The organism is Prevotella sp. CAG:592, from assembly GCF_000436015.1.
Classification (GTDB): domain Bacteria; phylum Bacteroidota; class Bacteroidia; order Bacteroidales; family Bacteroidaceae; genus Prevotella; species Prevotella pectinovora.
On record NZ_FR892600.1, the window covers coordinates 3,934 to 22,985 of the forward strand.

At 47.3% G+C, this 19,052-nt stretch carries 14 protein-coding genes; 8 read left to right on the forward strand and 6 right to left on the reverse strand.

Going from position 1 to position 19,052, the window contains the following annotated elements; genetic code table 11:
* From QVO99_RS07915 to QVO99_RS07935, 5 genes are all read left to right on the forward strand, one after another.
* The coding region (locus QVO99_RS07915; protein WP_288177061.1) for an ATP-dependent Clp protease ATP-binding subunit at window positions 1–1,987 on the forward strand (1,987 nt) is incomplete at its 5' end.
* A 78-nt stretch (window positions 1,988–2,065) separates the two neighbouring features.
* A complete protein-coding gene (aspS, locus tag QVO99_RS07920; RefSeq protein WP_022317075.1) occupies window positions 2,066–3,838 on the forward strand; it encodes an aspartate--tRNA ligase in 1,773 nt (590 codons plus the stop codon).
* Window positions 3,839–3,974: 136 nt separating this feature from the next.
* On the forward strand, window positions 3,975–4,268 hold the full coding sequence (locus QVO99_RS07925; RefSeq protein ID WP_022317076.1) for a winged helix-turn-helix domain-containing protein: 294 nt from the start codon (window positions 3,975–3,977) through the stop codon (window positions 4,266–4,268).
* A gap of 100 nt (window positions 4,269–4,368) precedes the next feature.
* Window positions 4,369–4,716 (forward strand): hypothetical protein, encoded by a 348-nt coding sequence (locus tag QVO99_RS07930; protein ID WP_022317077.1) that lies wholly within the window; start codon window positions 4,369–4,371, stop codon window positions 4,714–4,716.
* 53 nt (window positions 4,717–4,769) lie between these two features.
* The gene (locus QVO99_RS07935) at window positions 4,770–6,263 is read left to right on the forward strand and encodes a xylulokinase (protein ID WP_022317078.1); all 1,494 of its coding nucleotides are present in this window, start codon (window positions 4,770–4,772) and stop codon (window positions 6,261–6,263) included.
* A gap of 138 nt (window positions 6,264–6,401) precedes the next feature.
* Here QVO99_RS07935 and rsgA read toward each other — a convergent pair whose 3' ends face one another.
* From rsgA to QVO99_RS07955, 4 genes are all read right to left on the reverse strand, one after another.
* Window positions 6,402–7,343 (reverse strand): ribosome small subunit-dependent GTPase A, encoded by a 942-nt coding sequence (gene rsgA / locus QVO99_RS07940; protein WP_022317079.1) that lies wholly within the window; start codon window positions 7,341–7,343, stop codon window positions 6,402–6,404.
* Between the two features lie 15 nt (window positions 7,344–7,358).
* Complete coding sequence (frr, locus tag QVO99_RS07945; RefSeq protein WP_022317080.1) at window positions 7,359–7,919, reverse strand: ribosome recycling factor; 561 nt, start codon at window positions 7,917–7,919, stop codon at window positions 7,359–7,361.
* 407 nt (window positions 7,920–8,326) lie between these two features.
* Complete coding sequence (tsaA, locus tag QVO99_RS07950) at window positions 8,327–8,995, reverse strand: tRNA (N6-threonylcarbamoyladenosine(37)-N6)-methyltransferase TrmO (RefSeq protein ID WP_022317081.1); 669 nt, start codon at window positions 8,993–8,995, stop codon at window positions 8,327–8,329.
* A gap of 36 nt (window positions 8,996–9,031) precedes the next feature.
* Window positions 9,032–9,397, reverse strand: coding sequence for an MmcQ/YjbR family DNA-binding protein (locus QVO99_RS07955; RefSeq protein WP_022317082.1), 366 nt, complete (start codon window positions 9,395–9,397; stop codon window positions 9,032–9,034).
* Window positions 9,398–9,647: 250 nt separating this feature from the next.
* Between QVO99_RS07955 and QVO99_RS07960 the strand changes: the two genes are divergently transcribed.
* Both QVO99_RS07960 and QVO99_RS07965 read left to right on the forward strand, forming a co-directional pair.
* On the forward strand, window positions 9,648–14,714 hold the full coding sequence (locus tag QVO99_RS07960) for a RecQ family ATP-dependent DNA helicase (RefSeq protein ID WP_022317083.1): 5,067 nt from the start codon (window positions 9,648–9,650) through the stop codon (window positions 14,712–14,714).
* A 76-nt stretch (window positions 14,715–14,790) separates the two neighbouring features.
* Entirely contained in the window at window positions 14,791–16,482 is a 1,692-nt protein-coding gene (locus QVO99_RS07965; protein WP_022317084.1) for a glycoside hydrolase family 10 protein, read from the forward strand.
* A gap of 257 nt (window positions 16,483–16,739) precedes the next feature.
* Here QVO99_RS07965 and QVO99_RS07970 read toward each other — a convergent pair whose 3' ends face one another.
* Window positions 16,740–17,069 (reverse strand): T9SS type A sorting domain-containing protein, encoded by a 330-nt coding sequence (locus tag QVO99_RS07970; RefSeq protein ID WP_022317086.1) that lies wholly within the window; start codon window positions 17,067–17,069, stop codon window positions 16,740–16,742.
* Between the two features lie 178 nt (window positions 17,070–17,247).
* Here QVO99_RS07970 and QVO99_RS07975 point away from each other — a divergent pair, with 178 nt between their 5' ends.
* Window positions 17,248–18,012 (forward strand): TIGR02757 family protein, encoded by a 765-nt coding sequence (locus tag QVO99_RS07975; RefSeq protein ID WP_022317087.1) that lies wholly within the window; start codon window positions 17,248–17,250, stop codon window positions 18,010–18,012.
* 246 nt (window positions 18,013–18,258) lie between these two features.
* Here the strand turns inward: QVO99_RS07975 and QVO99_RS07980 are convergent, their stop codons facing one another.
* Window positions 18,259–18,609 (reverse strand): hypothetical protein, encoded by a 351-nt coding sequence (locus QVO99_RS07980; RefSeq protein WP_022317088.1) that lies wholly within the window; start codon window positions 18,607–18,609, stop codon window positions 18,259–18,261.
* Window positions 18,610–19,052: the final 443 nt, after the last annotated feature.

Sequence of the window (19,052 nt, forward strand, 5' to 3'; positions counted from 1 at the left end):
CGGTGACACGCCAATACTCGACAACTTCGGCACCGACCTCACACTGGCTGCCGAAGAAGGAAAACTCGACCCCATTGTGGGCAGAGAGAACGAGATAAACAGAGTGTGCGAAATACTTTGCCGCAGAAAGAAAAACAACCCGATACTCATCGGCGAACCAGGAGTGGGAAAAAGCGCCATAGTGGAAGGACTCGCCACGCTCATCGCCAAGAAACACACTTCGCCGGTGCTGTTCAACAAAAGAGTAATGACACTCGACCTGGGAGCACTCGTGGCAGGAACAAAATACCGCGGACAGTTTGAAGAAAGAGTGAAGGCACTGGTAAAGGAAATAGAAAACCACCCCAACATAATTGTGTTCATCGACGAAATCCACACACTCGTGGGAGCAGGGTCGGCACCAGGCACCATGGACGCTGCAAACATGCTCAAACCGGCATTGGCAAGAGGCACCATACAGTGCATCGGAGCCACCACACTCGACGAATACCGCAAGTCGATAGAAAAAGACGGAGCGCTGGAGAGGAGATTCCAGAAGGTGATAGTGGAACAGACCACACCTGAGGAAACCATCGACATCCTCACAAACATAAAGGAAAGATACGAACACTACCACGCCGTGAGATACTCCGACGAGGCAATAAAGGCATGCGTGGCATACACTGACAGATACGTCACCGAAAGACAGTTCCCCGACAAGGCGATCGACGCTCTCGACGAGGCAGGAGCCAAGGCACACCTGCAGAACGCACAAGTGCCGCCGGAAATCACAGAAACGGAAAAGGAAATAGCCGAGGTGGCGAGAAAGAAACAAAATGCCGTGAGAAACCAGAACTTCGAACTGGCGGCAAGCTTCCGCGACAAGCAGACGGAGCTGCAGCAGAAAATGAAGGAACTGGAACAGAAATACAAAGAAGGAAACTTCAACAACGTAGTCGACGTGACAGAAGACGACGTGGCGAGAGTGGTGTCGGTGATGGCAGGAATACCAGCCGAGAGAATCACCGAGACTGAGAGCGCACGCCTGCGCAATATGGGCGAAACGCTCAAAGGCGACGTGGTGGCACAAGACAGGGCGATAGAAAAGGTGGTGAAAGCCATCCAGCGCAACAGGATTGGACTGAGAGACCCCAACCACCCCATCGGAGCTTTCATGTTCCTCGGACCAACCGGAGTGGGAAAGACATATCTGGCAAAGAAACTTGCAGAAAACATCTTCGGCTCTGCCGACGCGCTGATACGCATCGACATGAGCGAATACAGCGAGAGCTTCAACACATCACGCCTCGTGGGAGCACCTCCAGGATACGTGGGCTACGACGAAGGAGGACAACTCACGGAGAGAGTGCGCCGACGCCCCTACTCCATCGTGCTGCTCGACGAAATCGAGAAAGCACACGGCAACGTGTTCAACATGCTGCTGCAGGTTCTGGATGAAGGAAGGCTTACCGACGGCAACGGAAGGCTTGTTGACTTCAGAAACACCATTATAATAATGACCAGCAATGCCGGAACACGACAGCTCAAAGAGTTCGGACACGGAGTGGGATTCAATGCAGGACGACTATCTGCCGACATGCAGGAGAAAGACAAAGAATACGCACGCAGCATCATACAGAAGAGCCTCAGCAAGCAGTTCAGTCCCGAATTCCTCAACAGGCTCGACGAGATAATAACCTTCGACCAGCTCGATCTGGAAGCGATAAAGAAAATCATCGACATAGAACTCAGGTCGCTCACCCGTAGACTCACAGCTATGGGCTACGAAATATCCATCACCGACAAGGCGAAAGAACTCGTGGCAGAAAAAGGCTACGACGTGCAGTTCGGAGCAAGACCGCTCAAGAGAGCAATACAGACATATATCGAAGACGGGATATGCCAGATGATACTCAACGACGAGCTGAAACCAGGCACAACAATCGACATCGGAAAGGACCCTGACAAAGAAGAACTCACGTTCCGGATAAATTCCGAAAAGAATTAGGAGATTCCAAAAAAGATTGCTATCTTTGCAAAACGCAAGAAAAGAAAACAAAACATACTTTATATCACACACATTCTTATGTACAGAACAAACACGTGCGGAGAGCTGAGACTCTCCGATGCAGGAAAAAAGGTGACGCTCGCCGGATGGGTGCAGCGAAGCCGCAAGATGGGAGGAATGACATTCGTAGACCTGCGCGACAGATACGGCATCACACAGCTGGTCTTCAACGAAGAAGCTGACGCCGAGCTTTGCGCCCTCGCCAACAAACTCGGACGCGAGTACTGCATCCAGGTGGAAGGAACAGTGAACGAGAGACAGAGCAAAAACAACAAGATACCTACAGGCGACATCGAAATCATAGCCGACAAGCTCAACATCCTAAGCCAGAGCGCAACACCGCCGTTCACAATCGAGGACAATACCGACGGTGGAGACGACATCAGAATGAAATACCGCTATCTCGACCTCAGAAGACCATGCGTGCGCCACAACCTCGAACTGCGCCACCGCATGACCATACTCATAAGAAACTTCCTCGACAGCAAGGACTTCATCGAAGTGGAGACCCCTATACTCATCGGAAGCACACCTGAGGGAGCACGCGACTTCGTCGTGCCCTCGAGAATGAACCCAGGACAGTTCTACGCCCTGCCACAGAGCCCGCAGACACTGAAGCAGCTGCTCATGGTGAGCGGATTCGACAGATACTTCCAGATAGCGAAATGCTTCCGCGACGAAGACCTCAGAGCCGACAGACAGCCCGAATTCACACAGATAGACTGCGAGATGTCGTTCGTAGACCAAGACGATGTAATCGACCTCTTCGAGGATATGGCACGCCACATCTTTAAAGAAGTGCGCGGAGTGGAACTGCCGGCAAAGCTGCAGCAGATGACATGGCACGAAGCAATGAGACGCTTCGGAAGCGACAAGCCTGACCTCAGATTCGGAATGGAATTCGTGGAACTGATGGACGAGCTGAAAGGCACAGGAGAGTTCGCCGTGTTCAACGACGCTGAATACATCGGAGGAATATGCGCGCCAGGATGTGCAAGCTACACACGCAAACAGCTCGACCAGCTCGCCGACTTCGTGAAGAAACCACAAGTGGGAGCAAAGGGACTGGTATGGATAAAGGTGAACGAAGACGGAACGACAAAGAGCAGCATCGACAAGTTCTATACACCAGAAGTGTTCGCCAAAGTGGTGGAGAAAGCAGAAGCAAAGCCAGGCGACCTCATACTCATCCTCAGCGGTGACAAGGCAAACAAGACGAGAACACAGCTGTGCAGCCTACGACTCGAAATGGCAGACAGACTCGGACTGAAAGACAAAAACAAGTTCGAATGCCTCTGGATTGTCGACTTCCCACTCTTCGAATGGAGCGACGAGGAGCAGAGACTCATGGCTACGCACCATCCGTTCACAATGCCAAACCCTGACGACATACCACTGCTCGACGAGCATCCGGAGAGAGTGAGGGCAAAAGCATACGACTTCGTGTGCAACGGAATCGAAGTGGGAGGAGGAAGCCTCCGTATCCACGACGGACAGCTACAGGAGAAAATGTTCAAAATCTTGGGCTTCACACCCGAAAGGGCAATGGCACAGTTCGGATTCCTCATCAACGCATTCAAATACGGAGCACCACCTCACGCAGGACTCGCTTTCGGACTCGACCGATTCGTGTCAATCATGGCTGGACTCGACTCTATACGCGACTGCATAGCATTCCCGAAGAACAACAGCGGACGAGACGTAATGCTCGAAGCACCGTCGGAGCTGGATGACAAACAGTTGAAGGAATTGCAGATTTCTGTTGATGTAAATCAAGAAAACGCCGAATAGAGCCTACATAATGTAACTTTATCACCAAATAATGAAACAAAAGCAAAATAATGTAATAAAAAAACATTATATTTGCATCAGCTATTTATAAAGTAATGAGTCACAAAGACTTGTCACGGATTTAAATTTTATCATTATGACAGAAAGAAAAGTTACAGAGAAGAAGGTTGCTGCAAAGCCAACAGCTAAGAAAACAACAAGAAGAACAGCCACCAAGAAGGTTGCTTCAACATTCATGATCGATGCAATGAGCGTAGGTTTCAAGGCTGGTGACGTTTATCAGACGCTGAAAGACGCTGAGAACGCACTGAGTGTGGAAGAAATCGCAAAGGCAGCAAATATCACGACAGAAGAAACTCTGCTCGGAATGGGATGGCTGCTCAAAGAAGGCAAGATCAAAGGAGAGGACAACAAATTTCTCTTGGCATAAGAAACTGCTCCGAAAGGAGAAAACCGTCAAGGGCAAAAATAAGACGAACAGAAGGGCTGGCGATATTGTAACATATCTCCAGTCCTTTTTTTACGATGATATGAGCTACGAACAGGAAATAAAAGAACTTCTATTCGAAGCAGGCAAAGAAGGATTGTCTGCAAAGAAAATCGCACGCCATATCTTCAACAAACACAACGGACTATTTGAAACTACTCCATACGACGAGGTTTATAAGGCTGTGCAATACTGCATAGCCAAAAACAACAAATCCGCAAAGCCATTCATAGAAAAGGCTGAACGATGGGGCTACTACAAACTCACCGAAAAATCAAGCCACGACACCCAGCTGCTGCTGCAATTCAAAGAAGGATACAACGAAGAACAAGAGGCAGAGAACGGGAAAGACGACCATGTATGCGAAGACCTCTCACTATCACTATTTTGAGTCAGAAATCTAAATTTCAAACAAATCAAACTATAAAAAACTATAATACAACTATGAGAAGACAATATTTCCTAGGCATAGATCTTGGCAGCTCATCAGTAAAAGCATCGCTAGTAGACGCTGAAACAGGAAAATGCGCCGCCACGACTTTTTATCCGGAACATGAAGCACCAATCATCGCAGTGAAGAGCGGATGGGCAGAACAAGACACCGACATGTGGTGGGAAAACTGCAAACTATGCATCAAGAAAGTAAAGGAGATGGCAAATGCCAGCGCCGAAGACATAAAGGCTATCGGCATCTCGTATCAGATGCACGGACTGGTGTGTGTAGACAAAGACATGAAGGCGCTTCGACCGGCCATAATATGGTGTGACTCAAGGGCTGTGCCATACGGCGAGAGGGCTTTCAACGACCTCGGAGCCGACAGATGTCTGGGGCATCTGCTCAACTCTCCAGGCAATTTCACCGCAGCAAAACTGGCATGGGTGAAGGAGAACGAACCGGAACTATTCTCCAAAATATACAAATTCATGCTGCCTGGCGACTTCATAGCCATGAAACTGAGCGGAACGATAAACACCACGACAAGCGGACTGAGCGAAGGAATACTATGGGACTTCAAAGAAAGGAAGACCGCAGACTTCGTGCTCGACTACTACGGAATAGACCGCAAACTGGTGGCTGACATAGTGCCTACATTCAGCGTACAATGCGAAGTGTCGGCAGAAGCAGCAGCCGAAACAGGACTGCAAGAAGGCACGCCAATAAGCTACAGAGCTGGTGACCAGCCAAACAACGCACTGAGCCTCAACGTGTTCAATCCTGGAGAAATAGCCTCAACGGCAGGCACATCAGGAGTGGTATATGGCGTGTTGGGAAAAGTGGCATACGACAAGAAAAGCCGGGTAAACACCTTCGCACACGTGAACTACACAGCAGAGACGGACCGTCTCGGCGTGTTGCTCTGTATCAACGGAACTGGAATTCTCAACGCTTGGATAAGGCGCAACATCGCACCGGAAGGAATTTCATACACTGAGATGAACGATATGGCTGCCAACGTAGCAATAGGGTCTGAAGGCGTATCGATAATCCCCTTTGGCAACGGAGCGGAAAGAGTGCTCGAAAACAGAGAGACAGGATGTTCCGTCAATGGTCTGAACTTCAACAAGCACACCAAAGCCCACATCATCCGAGCGGCACAGGAGGGCATAGTTTTCAGTTTCTGCTATGGAATGGAAATAATGAAAAAGATGGGCATGGACATCAGGAAAATTCATGCCGGCAGGGCAAACATGTTCCTCAGCCACGTCTTTCGCAATACGCTGGCCGGAGTGAGCGGAGCACAGATAGAGCTATACGAGACCGACGGCAGCGTGGGAGCAGCAAAGGGCGCAGGTATGGGTTGCGGATACTATAAGGACAACAATGAGGCTTTTACTTCGCTGGAAAAACTTGCTGTGATAAATCCCGACGAAAACCACCGCTCGGAATATCTCGAAGCCTATGCTGAATGGAAAGAGAAATTGGAAAAGATGCTTTAACTAGCAGACAAACCAACGAGTTTAATATACAAACAGAGTGTGTCAAGAGGAACTTCCCTTCCCATCTGACACACTCTGTTCGGATTTCAGAAAACGACATTCCGAAATTATTCTATGCCCATCAAGACTGCTAACACATCAGTATGCTGCACGGTATTTTCCCTCCTCCTTGTCTTCAAGCATACTTAGATAAGAAACATAGCGGCTCTCGGCGATATAATGCTCTTCTACAGCCTTGCGAACTGCACAGCCCGGCTCGTGGGTATGAGTGCAGTTGTTGAAGCGGCAGCCCTTTGAAAACTTGAATATCTCCTTGAAATATCCACAAATCTCCTCAGGCTCCATATTGAAAGTGCCAAATCCCTTGATGCCCGGTGTGTCAATCACCCAGCCGCCATCCGTCAGCGGAAGCATCTCGCTGAACGTAGTAGTGTGCATTCCCGTGTTGTGGGCGTCGGAAATCTCCGCCGTCCTCAGTTCCGCACCAGGCACAATGAAGTTGAGCATGGTGCTCTTCCCCACTCCACTGTTACCGCTGAAGAGCGTTATCTTGTCTTTCAGCAGCGGCAACAGGCGGTCCATGCCCTCTTTCGTTTCTGCCGACACTTTCAAACAGTCATAACCCACCGTTTCATACAGCGTAACCATCATGTCGAGATAGCGGCGCTCGTCGTCTTGCAACAGGTCCACCTTGTTGAACACAAGTGTCACCGGCACGGAATAAGCCTCGGCAGAGGCAAGGAAACGGTCGATGAAGGTGGTTGAAGTCTCAGGATATTTCACCGTCACGATGAGGAAAGCCTGATCCACGTTGGCTGCTATGATATGGCTCTGTTTAGAGAGGTTCGACGATTTGCGGATGATATAGTTGCGTCTGTCGCAGATGTTTGTTATGAAGGCTGTGCCTTCATGGTTGCGCACGATCTCCACACGGTCGCCAACGGCAACAGGATTGGTACTCCTGATGCCTTTCAGCCTGAAATTGCCCTTTATCTTGCAGTCAATGGTATTTCCGCCGTCAGTCAATACAGTGTACCAACTGCCAGTGTTCTTGATAACCAATCCTTCGGTGTCGCTCATCTATACTCTGTTTCGTTATACGGTCATGATCTCCTTGTTCTTGGCAGCAAGCAGGTCATCCACCTTCTTGATATACTTGTCGTGGATTTTCTGCAATTCAGCCTCAGCGTCCTTCTCATTGTCCTCAGAAAGTCCGTCCTTGATGGCTTTCTTCAGTTTGTCCTTGATGTCACTGCGAACATTGCGCACCTGTACCTTCACTTTCTCACCGATCTTGTTACACTGTTTGGCAAGTTCCTTGCGGCGCTCTTCTGTAGGCTGTGGTATGGCAAGGCGGATAATTTCACCGTTGTTCTCTGGCGTGATGCCCACCTCTGAATCCATGATTGCCTTCTCGATGTCTCTGATCTGTTTCTTGTCCCAAGGTTTGATGGCTATCGTTCTTGCGTCTGGCACAGAAACGCTTGCCACCTGGTTAAGAGGCACTTTTGAGCCGTATGACTCCACTCTCACGCAGTCGAGAATGGCAACGTTGGCACGTCCGGCACGGATGCGGTTCAACTCTTCCTCCAGATAGAGGGCTGCCATCTCCATTTTCTCTTCGCTGTCCTGCAGCGTCTGTTTTACGTCAATCATATTTTTCTGTTTTTTGTTTTTCTGAAAAATGTTTCTGCAAAAATAATCATAATATATGAAGTATGCAACGCCACGAACAGAAAATAGCGTCTGCATTGACACTTTCCCGACAGCGGCCACCATCCATATGACTTTCACTACAGCAGACAACTCATGTTTCGCATGCCGTTGACATTCTACTAGTTGACAAGTAAGCCAATGATTATATTATTTACATTTTCAACCCAAATCGGCCATTAGGGCTTGCTTGGATCTTGATTTTTTAGAATGATGGATTTTGTTTGGCTTTTAATGAGTAATAGCGAGCTATTGCGAATTAAAAACAAACAAAAGACGCCTTATAAGAAACAAAAGACTGCAAGCAGTTCTAAAATATTACATTGAACGGCCTAATGACCGTTTTGGGTTCAAGCATCCACAACAAGGAGCCTATCGCCTTCTACACGGAATTTCACATCCCGCCCTGCATAAGGCATTCCGTATGTCTTCGACGGATCGTTGTGGTAATGCGGACGCGGGTCGAGTTCGAGCACTTTCACAAGCGCCAGCAACTGTTCTTCTGTGAACAGCCTCCTGACATGAGAAGGCACGGTGACACTGAGCCTGCGGATGGCATGGCTGTCAACAAAGCCACAACGGGCTTCGGGATGACAGTCAGAAAGGCTGACGTAGGGTTTGATGTCGAAAATCGGTGTACCGTCCATCAGGTCGGCACCTCTGACATAGAGCAGCGGACCGCCCTCTGCAGTATAGTCCACACGGGAAAGGCGCACCGACGACAATCCCATGGCATTAGGACGGAAGGGAGAACGGCTGGCGAAGACTCCCACCTTCTCGTTTCCGCCCAACAGCGGTGGTCTCACCAGAGGACTCGTGGCAGCATGTGGATTGGCAGAAAACTGCCATATTATCCACAAATAATCGAAGTCTTCTATCCCCCTCAGCATGTCTTTGTTTCTGAACTCCGACGCAAATTCTATCGTGCCCTCCAACTCGTCAACAAGTCCACTCTGTTTCGGTACCCCGAACTTGGAAGTAAACGGTGAATGAAAATATGCTATTTCTTTTAATATCATCGTGTTATGATTATGTTGCTATATATAATCTGAACATTATTCCACTGTCGTTATTTCCGGATTTTCCGCCTTCTGTTTACGCGTCATTTTCTTCACCACCTCACTGTAACTATGACGGATAAGCCGCTCTATCAGTGCATCATCAAGAAAGCCGTAAAGATTCAGCTGGTTCCAGTATTTCTTATTCATGTGGAAGGCGCCTTCTATCTCTGTGTGGGCATCTCGCAGCTCTATGGCAAAGTCTGCATCACATTTCATCGACACCCATTCCGGACGGTCGAGGTCGAGCAACAGGAATATTTTTCCCAACACTCTGAACACGACGGTTGTATCGTCGAACGGCATGTCTTCTGTCACCAGCGGGAGCGACAGACAGTAGGTTCTTATGCTTTCAATATTCATTTTTTCTCCGTTATATTATCATCCGACATATGGGCAGGCAACAGAAATCATATATAGCAATGTGAAATACAGGTTGCAAAAAACCATAAGCCATTCAGAATTCACGACAATGAAAAGTCGATTCAATACACATATATAAAACAAAGATAGACAAAAATTAATAAACGCCACCAACTAAAACATATTTTAAAGATATAGCATCACTATTTTTTAGTACATTTGCATTTGTTACATTTTAATTCGTACTGACATGTCCATATTCAACCGTTTTTTCAAGATATCAAGAACTGCTGGTAATGAGGATAATCATGCCAACGACAAAGCAACCGACAAGAGAAGACGGGACTCATGGCAATGGGACAAGACTAAGTATGCATTCATAGATACGGAAATAGGACTGAAGGACCATAAGATACACGACATAGGGGCAATAAGCCACAATGGAGCGATATTCCACGAAGCGTCCTCTAAAAAACTGGTGGATTTTCTCAAACGAGAAGACATACATTTCGTTTGTGGCCACAACATCGTAAACCACGATGCGAAATACCTGTTTGGATATTCATCCGCAAACGGTAGTCTAGCTGCTACCGTTACAGATGGCAGCAGACGATGGCTACTAGTAGACACACTATATTTCTCACCTCTGCTCTTTCCCGAACGACCATACCACAGACTCGTGAAAGACGACAAGTTGCTTTGCGACGAACTGAACAACCCTGTAAACGACTGCATGAAAGCCCGCGAACTTTTATATGACGAGGAAGCCCGCTGGAACTCGCTCTCACCCAAACGACAGAAGATTTTCGCCTCGCTGCTGAGAGACAGGGAAGAATTCGTCGGATTTCTCACGATGATGGGAGCACAAGGGCTATATACGGACACTGAAGAGCTGGCAGACATTATAAGAGAAGAATACGACGGAAAGATTTGCAGCAATGCTGAGATAAGGAATTTGGCCATATCCCAACCATGCGCAATGGCTTATGCCCTATCGCTGATAGACACTACTGACAGGCGCTCCATCACACCAGGCTGGGTGTTACACAATTTTCCAGAAGTGGAATACGTGATACGGAAACTACGACATTGCCGCTGCGAGAAGGGGTGCAGATACTGCAACGAGTCTCTCGACGTGGGCGCTGCACTGAAAGAAAACTTCGGATACGACAAATTCAGAAGCTACAATAACGAACCGCTACAGGAAAATGCCACCAGAGCAGCCGTTGACGGCAAGTCACTGCTGGCGATATTTCCTACAGGAGGCGGAAAATCCCTTACTTTCCAATTGCCGGCGCTGATGGCGGGAAAGGCTGTCCACGGACTCACCGTGGTAATATCCCCGCTACAGTCGCTTATGAAGGACCAGGTGGACAACCTCGCAAACAGGGGAATAACCGACGCCGTGACAATAAACGGTCTGCTCGACCCAATAAACAGGTCGCTGGCAATAGAGAGGGTGACAAACGGAGACGCCTCTCTGCTATATATCGCACCGGAGATGCTGCGGTCTAAGACTATAGAAAGAATACTCGGCGAGAGACACGTCACAAGATTTGTGATCGACGAAGCACACTGCTTCTCGGCATGGGGACAGGATTTCAGAGTGGACTATCAATATATCGGCAAGTTCATAAAAGAATACCAAAAGCGCAAGGGTGGCAAATTACAAATCCCGATATCATGCTTCACGGCAACGGCAAAGCAGAAAGTGGTGCAGGATATATGCGACTATTTCAAACACTGGCTCGGTGTTGAGCTACAACTGTTTGCCACCTCAGCAACAAGAACCAATCTTCGCTATTCAGTAATCCACGTGGACACCGAAAATGACAAATACAACAGACTTAGAACTCTTGTGAGAGAGTCTGAATGTCCCACGATAATTTATGTCTCCCGGACAAAACGCACCAGACAACTTGCTGAAAAGCTGACACGCGATGGTATCCCGGCACTGCCATACAACGGAAAGATGGACTCGGAGGAAAAGATACAAAACCAAGAGGCCTTTATGAACGACAGAGTGAGAACGATTGTCGCTACATCGGCATTTGGCATGGGAGTGGACAAAAGCGACGTGGGGCTGGTGGTACACTATGACATCTCTGACTCATTGGAAAACTATGTACAGGAGGCAGGACGGGCCGGCAGAGACCCGAACCTTAACGCCCGCTGCTTCGTGTTGTATAGCGACAACGACCTGGATAAGCATTTCATACTTTTAAACCAGACAAAGCTGAGCATCAGTGAAATACAGCAAGTATGGCAGGCCGTGAAAGATTTCACCAAACAACGTCAACATATATCCTGCTCAGCTCTAGAAATCGCACGCCAAGCCGGATGGGACGACTCTATAAACGACATTGAGACACGTGTACGCACTGCCCTTAACACACTGGAACAAAGCGGCTATATAGAGCGTGGCAACAACATTCCTCATGTGTATGCCACTGGTATTACGGTGAAAAACATGGACGAGGCAAGAAAAAGAATAACGGAATCGTCACTCTTCACTGAAAAGGAAAAGGATAATGTGGCAAGAATCATAAAATCTCTAATCTCGCAGAAAAACATCGCCAAAGCACAAGACAGTGAAGCTGAATCGAGAATTGACTATTTGGCAGACATATTAGGTCTGAGCAAGAAAGAGATAATATCTGCCGTGATAAGGATGAGACAGGAGGGAATACTCGCCGACACGCGAGACATGTCTGCATATATGAATGACATAGGCGACACACAGAAGAAGTCGAGAAACTTACTCGACAATTTTGCCAGACTCGAGAGATTCATCATCAGCCACATAACTGAAGAGCCGCTCCACTGTTCATACAAGCAGCTAAACGAAGAAGCCATAAACGAAGGGATTGACTCGTCATCAGAGAAAGTCTTACGCACACTGCTTTACTTCCTCGTGGTTAAGGGCTATACCCTCAAGAAACAAGACAAAGAAAAGAACATCATCATTACACGTCTGCATGACTTGGATTTCATGATAAAAAGATTTGAAAGAAGAATAAAAATCTGCCACTTTATCATTGATCGCCTCTATGCCATTGCCGAGAAAAACGAAAGGGAAAAGGAATCCAAACCGACAGAGGGTGGAAACACCGTTTCTGAAAAGAAAGCGGGAAAAGGGAGCGTACAGTTCTCCGTTATTGAAATGCTGGACGAATACAACAGAAGCACAGTCTCTGATCTGTTTACAGGAAACGGGAAAGTCCAACTGGAAGACGTTGAGGAAGCATTGCTGTATCTTTCAAAGACAGGGGCTTTGAAACTTGAGGGAGGATTTCTTGTCCTCTACAATGCCATGGACATCCACAGACTCAAGGAGATGCGCATGCGCTACAAAAAAGAAGACTACCAGGCGCTCAATGAATTCTACAAACAAAAAATGCAACAGATACATATCGTGGGCGAATATGCCAACCTGATGGTGAGAAACTATGATGCCGCACTGAAATACGTACAGGACTATTTCCAGATGGACTACCGCTTGTTTGTGGAGAAATACTTCAACGGCAAACGGAAGGAGGAACTGGAGCACAACCTCACGCCAATGAAATACAGACAACTGTTCGGCAATCTGTCGCTGAAGCAGAAAGAGATTATCAAAGACAGAGAATCCAAGTGCATAGTGGTGGCGGCAGGACCTGGAAGCGGGAAGACACGCGTGCTCGTTCATAAGCTGGCATCCCTGTTGCTACTCGAAGATGTAAAACACGAACAATTGCTCATGCTCACTTTCTCAAGAGCTGCAGCTACGGAATTTAAACAGAGACTGATGCAGCTGATAGGCAACGCTGCACACTTCGTTGAAATAAAGACTTTCCATTCGTACAGCTTCGACCTGCTCGGCAGAATCGGGAACCTTAATGACGCTGCCGATGTGGTGAAGAAAGCTGCCGATATGATAAGGTCTGGCGAAGTTGAGCCTAACAGGATACGCAAGACTGTGCTCGTAATCGACGAAGCACAGGACATGAGTGACGACGACTTCGCCCTGGTAGATGCATTGATGAGGGCCAACGAGGAGATGAGAGTCATCGCCGTTGGCGACGATGACCAAAACATATACGAATTCCGCGGTTCTAATTCGCATTATATGGAAGAACTTGGAAGGATGCAAGGCAGCAGATTCATAGAGATGACAGAAAACTACCGCAGTTCAGAACATGTAGTGGATGCCGTGAACGACTTCGCACCAAACATCAGCTACAGACTAAAGACTGCCCCCATCATCTCAATGAAAAAGGAGAAGGGAATGGTGAGCATCATTAAACATCCGCCTTTCTTCCAAGACAAGGAAAGCGGCGAAAAGAAAGCTGTATATATGTTTCTGCCTATCGTAAACGACATTCTGCAGAACAACAGACAGGGAAAGACCTGCATACTGACGCAAACGAACGAAGAGGCCGTGATAACCGTAGCACTGCTCCACGAAAATGGTCTGAATGCCAAACTGATTCAATCGATGGACGGATTGCGTTTTTGGAACATCGCCGAGGTGAGATATTTTGTGAAATGTATCGACCGGATGCAGAAAACCACACGGGCTCCTATCATTACAGAGGATATCTGGGAGGAAGCGAAATCGAAGACCTTACAAAAATACAGCACGAGCAACAGTCTGCCTTATCTGAAAAGATGCATCATGATGTTTGAACTGATGAACAAAGCGAAATACTACACCGATCTGAGAGATTTCCTATTTGAGTCATCCGTTGAAGACTTCTGTGATGTCTCCGATGCCGACATTGTGGTGAGCACCATCCACAAGGCTAAAGGACGAGAGTTTGACAACGTCATAATGCTTGTTGTCGAACCGGAACATTATACCGATGATATCATGCGCAGACTATATGTAGGAATGAGCAGAACCAAACTATCACTGACGATTCACACCAATGGAAAGATTTTCGATGACATACGTGCCGACAAACGGATATCAGACCCAATACATTATCCCATGCCTGACGAGATAGAATTGCAGTTGTCACACAAGGACGTAAACTTGGGAGCTTTCAAAGAACATAAGAAAACTATATTGTCACTGAGAAGTGGGGACACCCTCGCATACCACGATTATCATCTCAGTCTGCCCTCTACTGGAACTGACATCGGCTTACTCTCAATGAACATGCAGAAAAAAATGCTGCAATGGCAGATGAAAGGTTATCTGGTGACACGGGCCACCGTGCGCTTCGTTGTGGCATGGCGCCCCAAAGAGGCTGCAAACGATGAAAAAGAGTCGGCAATACTACTTATAGACTTGAAATTGAAACGTAATTCGCAACAAAGGAAAGTGGAATGAAAATGCTGAAATTCATTTCGTTCTTCTCTCGGTTTGCACTATCTTTGCAGAAAATATCATTATTAGAAAAAAAACGATGAGAAGACTTTTAACTACGATACCACTGACATTATTCATCTGCACTATGGCTATGGCGCAGATTTTTCATACAGACAGCTATAGCAGCATACCACCCAAAAGAGAGGTAAGGGCGGTATGGATGACGACAATCGGCGGACTGGACTGGCCCAAGACTTACGCTCATACTCCACGGACGATAGTGAAACAAAAACAGGAACTCACCGCATTGCTCGACCAACTGAAAAAGGCGAACATAAACACTATTCTGCTGCAGACAAGAATCAGAGGCACCGTGATTTATCCGTCTGCCTACGAGCCGTGGGACGGATGCGTATCGGGGAACCCAGGAATGTCGCCTGGCTACGACCCTCTTGCTTTCGCCATAGAAGAATGCCATAAAAGGGGGATGGAGATTCACGCTTGGGTGGTAACCATACCCGTGGGCAGACCAACGGGAACAGGATATAAAGCTCTGAAAAAGAAGCACCCGGAACTACTGATGAAGGTGGGCGACGAGATGTTCATGCGGCCAGAGAAGGCTGCCACGGCGACATATATCGCAAACATATGCAGGGAGATAGCGAAAAACTACGACATCGACGGAATACACCTCGACTACATAAGATATCCGGAGAACCTGAAGCTGAACATCTCCCGTCAGCAGGCTCGGGCTAACATCTCAAACATAGTGAAAAGCATCCACGATGCCGTGAAAGCAGAGAAGCCATGGCTGAAGATGAGCTGTTCGCCTATCGGCAAACGAAACGACCTGAACAGATACAGGAGCCGGGGATGGAACGCTGAGGAGAAAGGTTGTCAGGATGTGGAAAAATGGATGAAAGAGGGATGGATGGACCAGATATACCCCATGATGTATTTCAGAGGAGACAACTTCTTCCCCTTTGCTGCCGACTGGAAGGAGCGAAGCCACGGAAAGACGGTAAGCGCCGGACTGGGAATCTACTTCATGTCGCCACGCGAAGCCAACTGGCCCATCGATGACATAACGAGGGAGATGAATGTCTGCCGGCAGATGGGAATCGGAACAGCAATGTTCCGCAACAAATTCTTCACCGACAACACTAAAGGGATTTTCGACTTCACTGCCAACGAGATGTATTCCTACCCTGCCCTCGTGCCTGAAATGACATGGTATGAACATAAGGCACCGGAGGCTCCTACAGATCTGAGAATCAGCAAAGGAAACGGTGTCGACCACATTTCATGGAACAGACAACCTGCCGACGGAGACAACATATATTATAATGTATATGGCAGCGACGTAGCGCCGGTCGACATCACTGACTCAAGGAATATCATTGCAATGCGAGTGAAGAATCCAGGAGTGACTGTACCGGAATCTAACGTGTTCAGACATTATGCCGTGACGGCAATGGACAGATACGGAAAGGAGAGCGCTGCTCTGCAATCCGACTGTGACCTGTCTGCCGAAGAGGGATTGCAGCACGCCATGCTGATAAGAAACGACGGCAATCGACTGGCATTGCCTTCAAAACCGTCTACTCTCGATGCTCAGTACGTGATTTTCGAAACCGCCACTGGGGTGGTTTTAACTACAAAAGCGTACAACAAGGAGATTTCCGTCAAAGACATTCCTGACGGCATGTACATCGTACGCTCTCTATCAAAGAAGGGCAAGACGCACAGAATCTGCTGGGCTTTCATAAAGAGACTGACTTTAGAATAGTGGCAGATTCAATAATTGAAGGTTAGCGTTGGCTGAATTCTGAAAACAGAAATATGGATATTACAGCAGTTTAAGATATTACATAAAACGGCCTAATGCCCGATTGGGGTTAGAAGTCAATACTTTTATTTTATACATTCTATCAAGAATAAACATACTGCCCCAGAATACAGGAAAAGCGTTGGTTACCGAACATGTCCAACGCTTTACATCCATTTACACTTAATCTTAAAATCTTATCAAAAGAATGTCATGTGTCAGCTGACAGAAACTTTGCGCACCACATTGCCCACTTTGACAATGTAGCATCCCTTGCGGAGATTCAGCTCATAAGTCTTGTCCACTCCGTCAACCTTTATCCGCTTGACAGGAGCTCCCGACACGTCGTAGATAGACAGAGTCTGACCATTAGCATTGGTAATACGCAATCGCGTCTGACCGTTACCGTCGGATATGACGCGAAGCGAAATGCCGCCCTTCTGGCCGTCATAGTCTGTCTCTATTATCTCAATAGCCGGATCGGCATGGGCTACCACCGGCATGCTCATAAACCCTAAGGCAAAAATGATATAATAAATCTTCCTCATAATCGATAACGTTTTAATTTCTGCAAAAATACAATTTATTTCAAAATAAAACAAGCCTGAAAGACATATTTTTACATTACAACGATTAAAATACCCACAAATAATGATTTTTATGGCCAACGACATCATGGACAAATTATAATAATTACCTTTGCAACCATAAACAATATCACGACAAATGACTGATTTCATCATTGAAGAGGAAACAAGAAAAAGGATTATGTATCTCGCGGAGAAATACGAGACAAAGGATTTCCTGCCTGCCGACCCGAGTTCGTTCATGCACAAAGTGGAGGGCAAGGCAAACAGGGAAGCTATGGCTTTCATCGCTTCATGCCTTAGCTATGGATCGAGGAAACAGTTCTTTCCGAAGATACAGTTTCTGCTCGATGACGCAAGAGGTGATGTTGACCATTGGGTGCGCCACGGCGGATGGAAAACCTGTCTTCCCGACTCCACCGACTGCTATTACCGGCTGTACACCTGTCACGACATGTGCTGTCTGCTATCGGCATATCAAACGATGCTGACTGAATACGGAAGCATGAAGGAATACGTAAGGAGGAATGCATCCACGGGGTTAGAGGCGGTTGACGCCATCTGCCGCTTCTTCTCTGTCTATGGAGCAAGCAAGATTGTCCCTAAAAACACATCGTCGGCCTGCAAACGGATGTGTATGTTCCTGCGATGGATGGTGCGCACGGACTCACCCGTAGACCTTGGCCTGTGGGCTGACATCATAGACCGCCGCAGTCTTATCATGCCGCTCGACACGCATGTGGTGCAGGAGGCACAACGCATGAATCTGCTGCAGAGCCGCACGGCATCAATGACCACCGCCCGCCGGCTTACAGACACCATGCTCAAGATATTCCCCGACGACCCGCTAAAAGGCGACTTCGCCCTATTCGGACTGGGAGTGGACGAAGGAAATGAATCCTGACCGAGCGGATAAGGCATAGCATATCCTTTACGTAAAATTTACGTTGACTTTCCTATCCATCTATTATGCAATACCCAGGTTTTAGAAAGTACGCTTTATTAAACGTACGTTACACGTTCACATACAGGGATATTAATTTAGAAACGGCTACCCAATGATTGTATTGCGCCGACAATTATAAAATTAGCATATCTCTACATGTGGTCGATTGTTATGATTCAAAAGATGTATATTATTTAGAGCGAATCACAAGAGAGAGTCTACAACATTCGTCTTATACCACACAGCCGCCTGCGCCATCGTGTCCTTTAGGTCATTGATAATCTGCATGTGGTTGTCTTGGGTGATGGTAATATGCCGCTCGGGGTGTTGCCCGTCATGGTCGCCGCTCGTCAGATGGATAATACAGAATGTGCGGTCGGTATCATGGTGAGCCACCATTCCCCGCTCCTTCAGAATTGCCATCGTACTCTCAAAATCAGCCGGAGTAGTAGGCACCACCTGCAACACGCTCCAAGGATATTCCTGTGCCGTAAGGAGCGTGTGTCCTTGCTGCTGACTGAGTTGGAAGGAATGAACTGTCTTTGATGTTATCATACATTTTTATTTTTTTCGTGCTACAAAGTTACTGCTTTTCTATCTAAAATGTTTCTTCAAGGATATTATTATTATTCAAGCTTCTGATTTAGGAAAAGACATTACCGCCCCCAATGACCGATTGAGGGTAAAGTCAAAGCAGACAACAAACACGCTTTTTATTCTGTCTAACCCTATAGTTTTCGTATCATATCTATATGACTTACGCATCGTATCTATATGACTTACGCCAGTACTCTTACGGAAATTACTGCAGTACTTACGTAAGAGTACTACAGTACTTGGCGGAGAGTACCGGAACAAATTACAGCCTCTGGATAAAATTCTGACGCCCGGAAGCGAGAAAGATTCCCCCACTTCGCTCGATTAATCGTATTTTTATGCTATATTTGCAAAATACTTAGCTGCACTCGGCAAATTGAGAGTAAACTCTCTTTGCACTC

Coding starts and splice junctions, on each gene's coding strand:
- QVO99_RS07980 (WP_022317088.1), bottom strand. CDS start 18,609: ATGATAACATCAAAGACAGTTCATTCCTTCCAACTCAGTCAGCAGCAA.
- tsaA (WP_022317081.1), bottom strand. CDS start 8,995: ATGATATTAAAAGAAATAGCATATTTTCATTCACCGTTTACTTCCAAG.
- QVO99_RS07955 (WP_022317082.1), bottom strand. CDS start 9,397: ATGAATATTGAAAGCATAAGAACCTACTGTCTGTCGCTCCCGCTGGTG.
- QVO99_RS07970 (WP_022317086.1), bottom strand. CDS start 17,069: ATGAGGAAGATTTATTATATCATTTTTGCCTTAGGGTTTATGAGCATG.
- aspS (WP_022317075.1), top strand. CDS start 2,066: ATGTACAGAACAAACACGTGCGGAGAGCTGAGACTCTCCGATGCAGGA.
- QVO99_RS07960 (WP_022317083.1), top strand. CDS start 9,648: ATGTCCATATTCAACCGTTTTTTCAAGATATCAAGAACTGCTGGTAAT.
- QVO99_RS07935 (WP_022317078.1), top strand. CDS start 4,770: ATGAGAAGACAATATTTCCTAGGCATAGATCTTGGCAGCTCATCAGTA.
- QVO99_RS07925 (WP_022317076.1), top strand. CDS start 3,975: ATGACAGAAAGAAAAGTTACAGAGAAGAAGGTTGCTGCAAAGCCAACA.
- QVO99_RS07965 (WP_022317084.1), top strand. CDS start 14,791: ATGAGAAGACTTTTAACTACGATACCACTGACATTATTCATCTGCACT.
- QVO99_RS07975 (WP_022317087.1), top strand. CDS start 17,248: ATGACTGATTTCATCATTGAAGAGGAAACAAGAAAAAGGATTATGTAT.
- rsgA (WP_022317079.1), bottom strand. CDS start 7,343: ATGAGCGACACCGAAGGATTGGTTATCAAGAACACTGGCAGTTGGTAC.
- QVO99_RS07930 (WP_022317077.1), top strand. CDS start 4,369: ATGAGCTACGAACAGGAAATAAAAGAACTTCTATTCGAAGCAGGCAAA.
- frr (WP_022317080.1), bottom strand. CDS start 7,919: ATGATTGACGTAAAACAGACGCTGCAGGACAGCGAAGAGAAAATGGAG.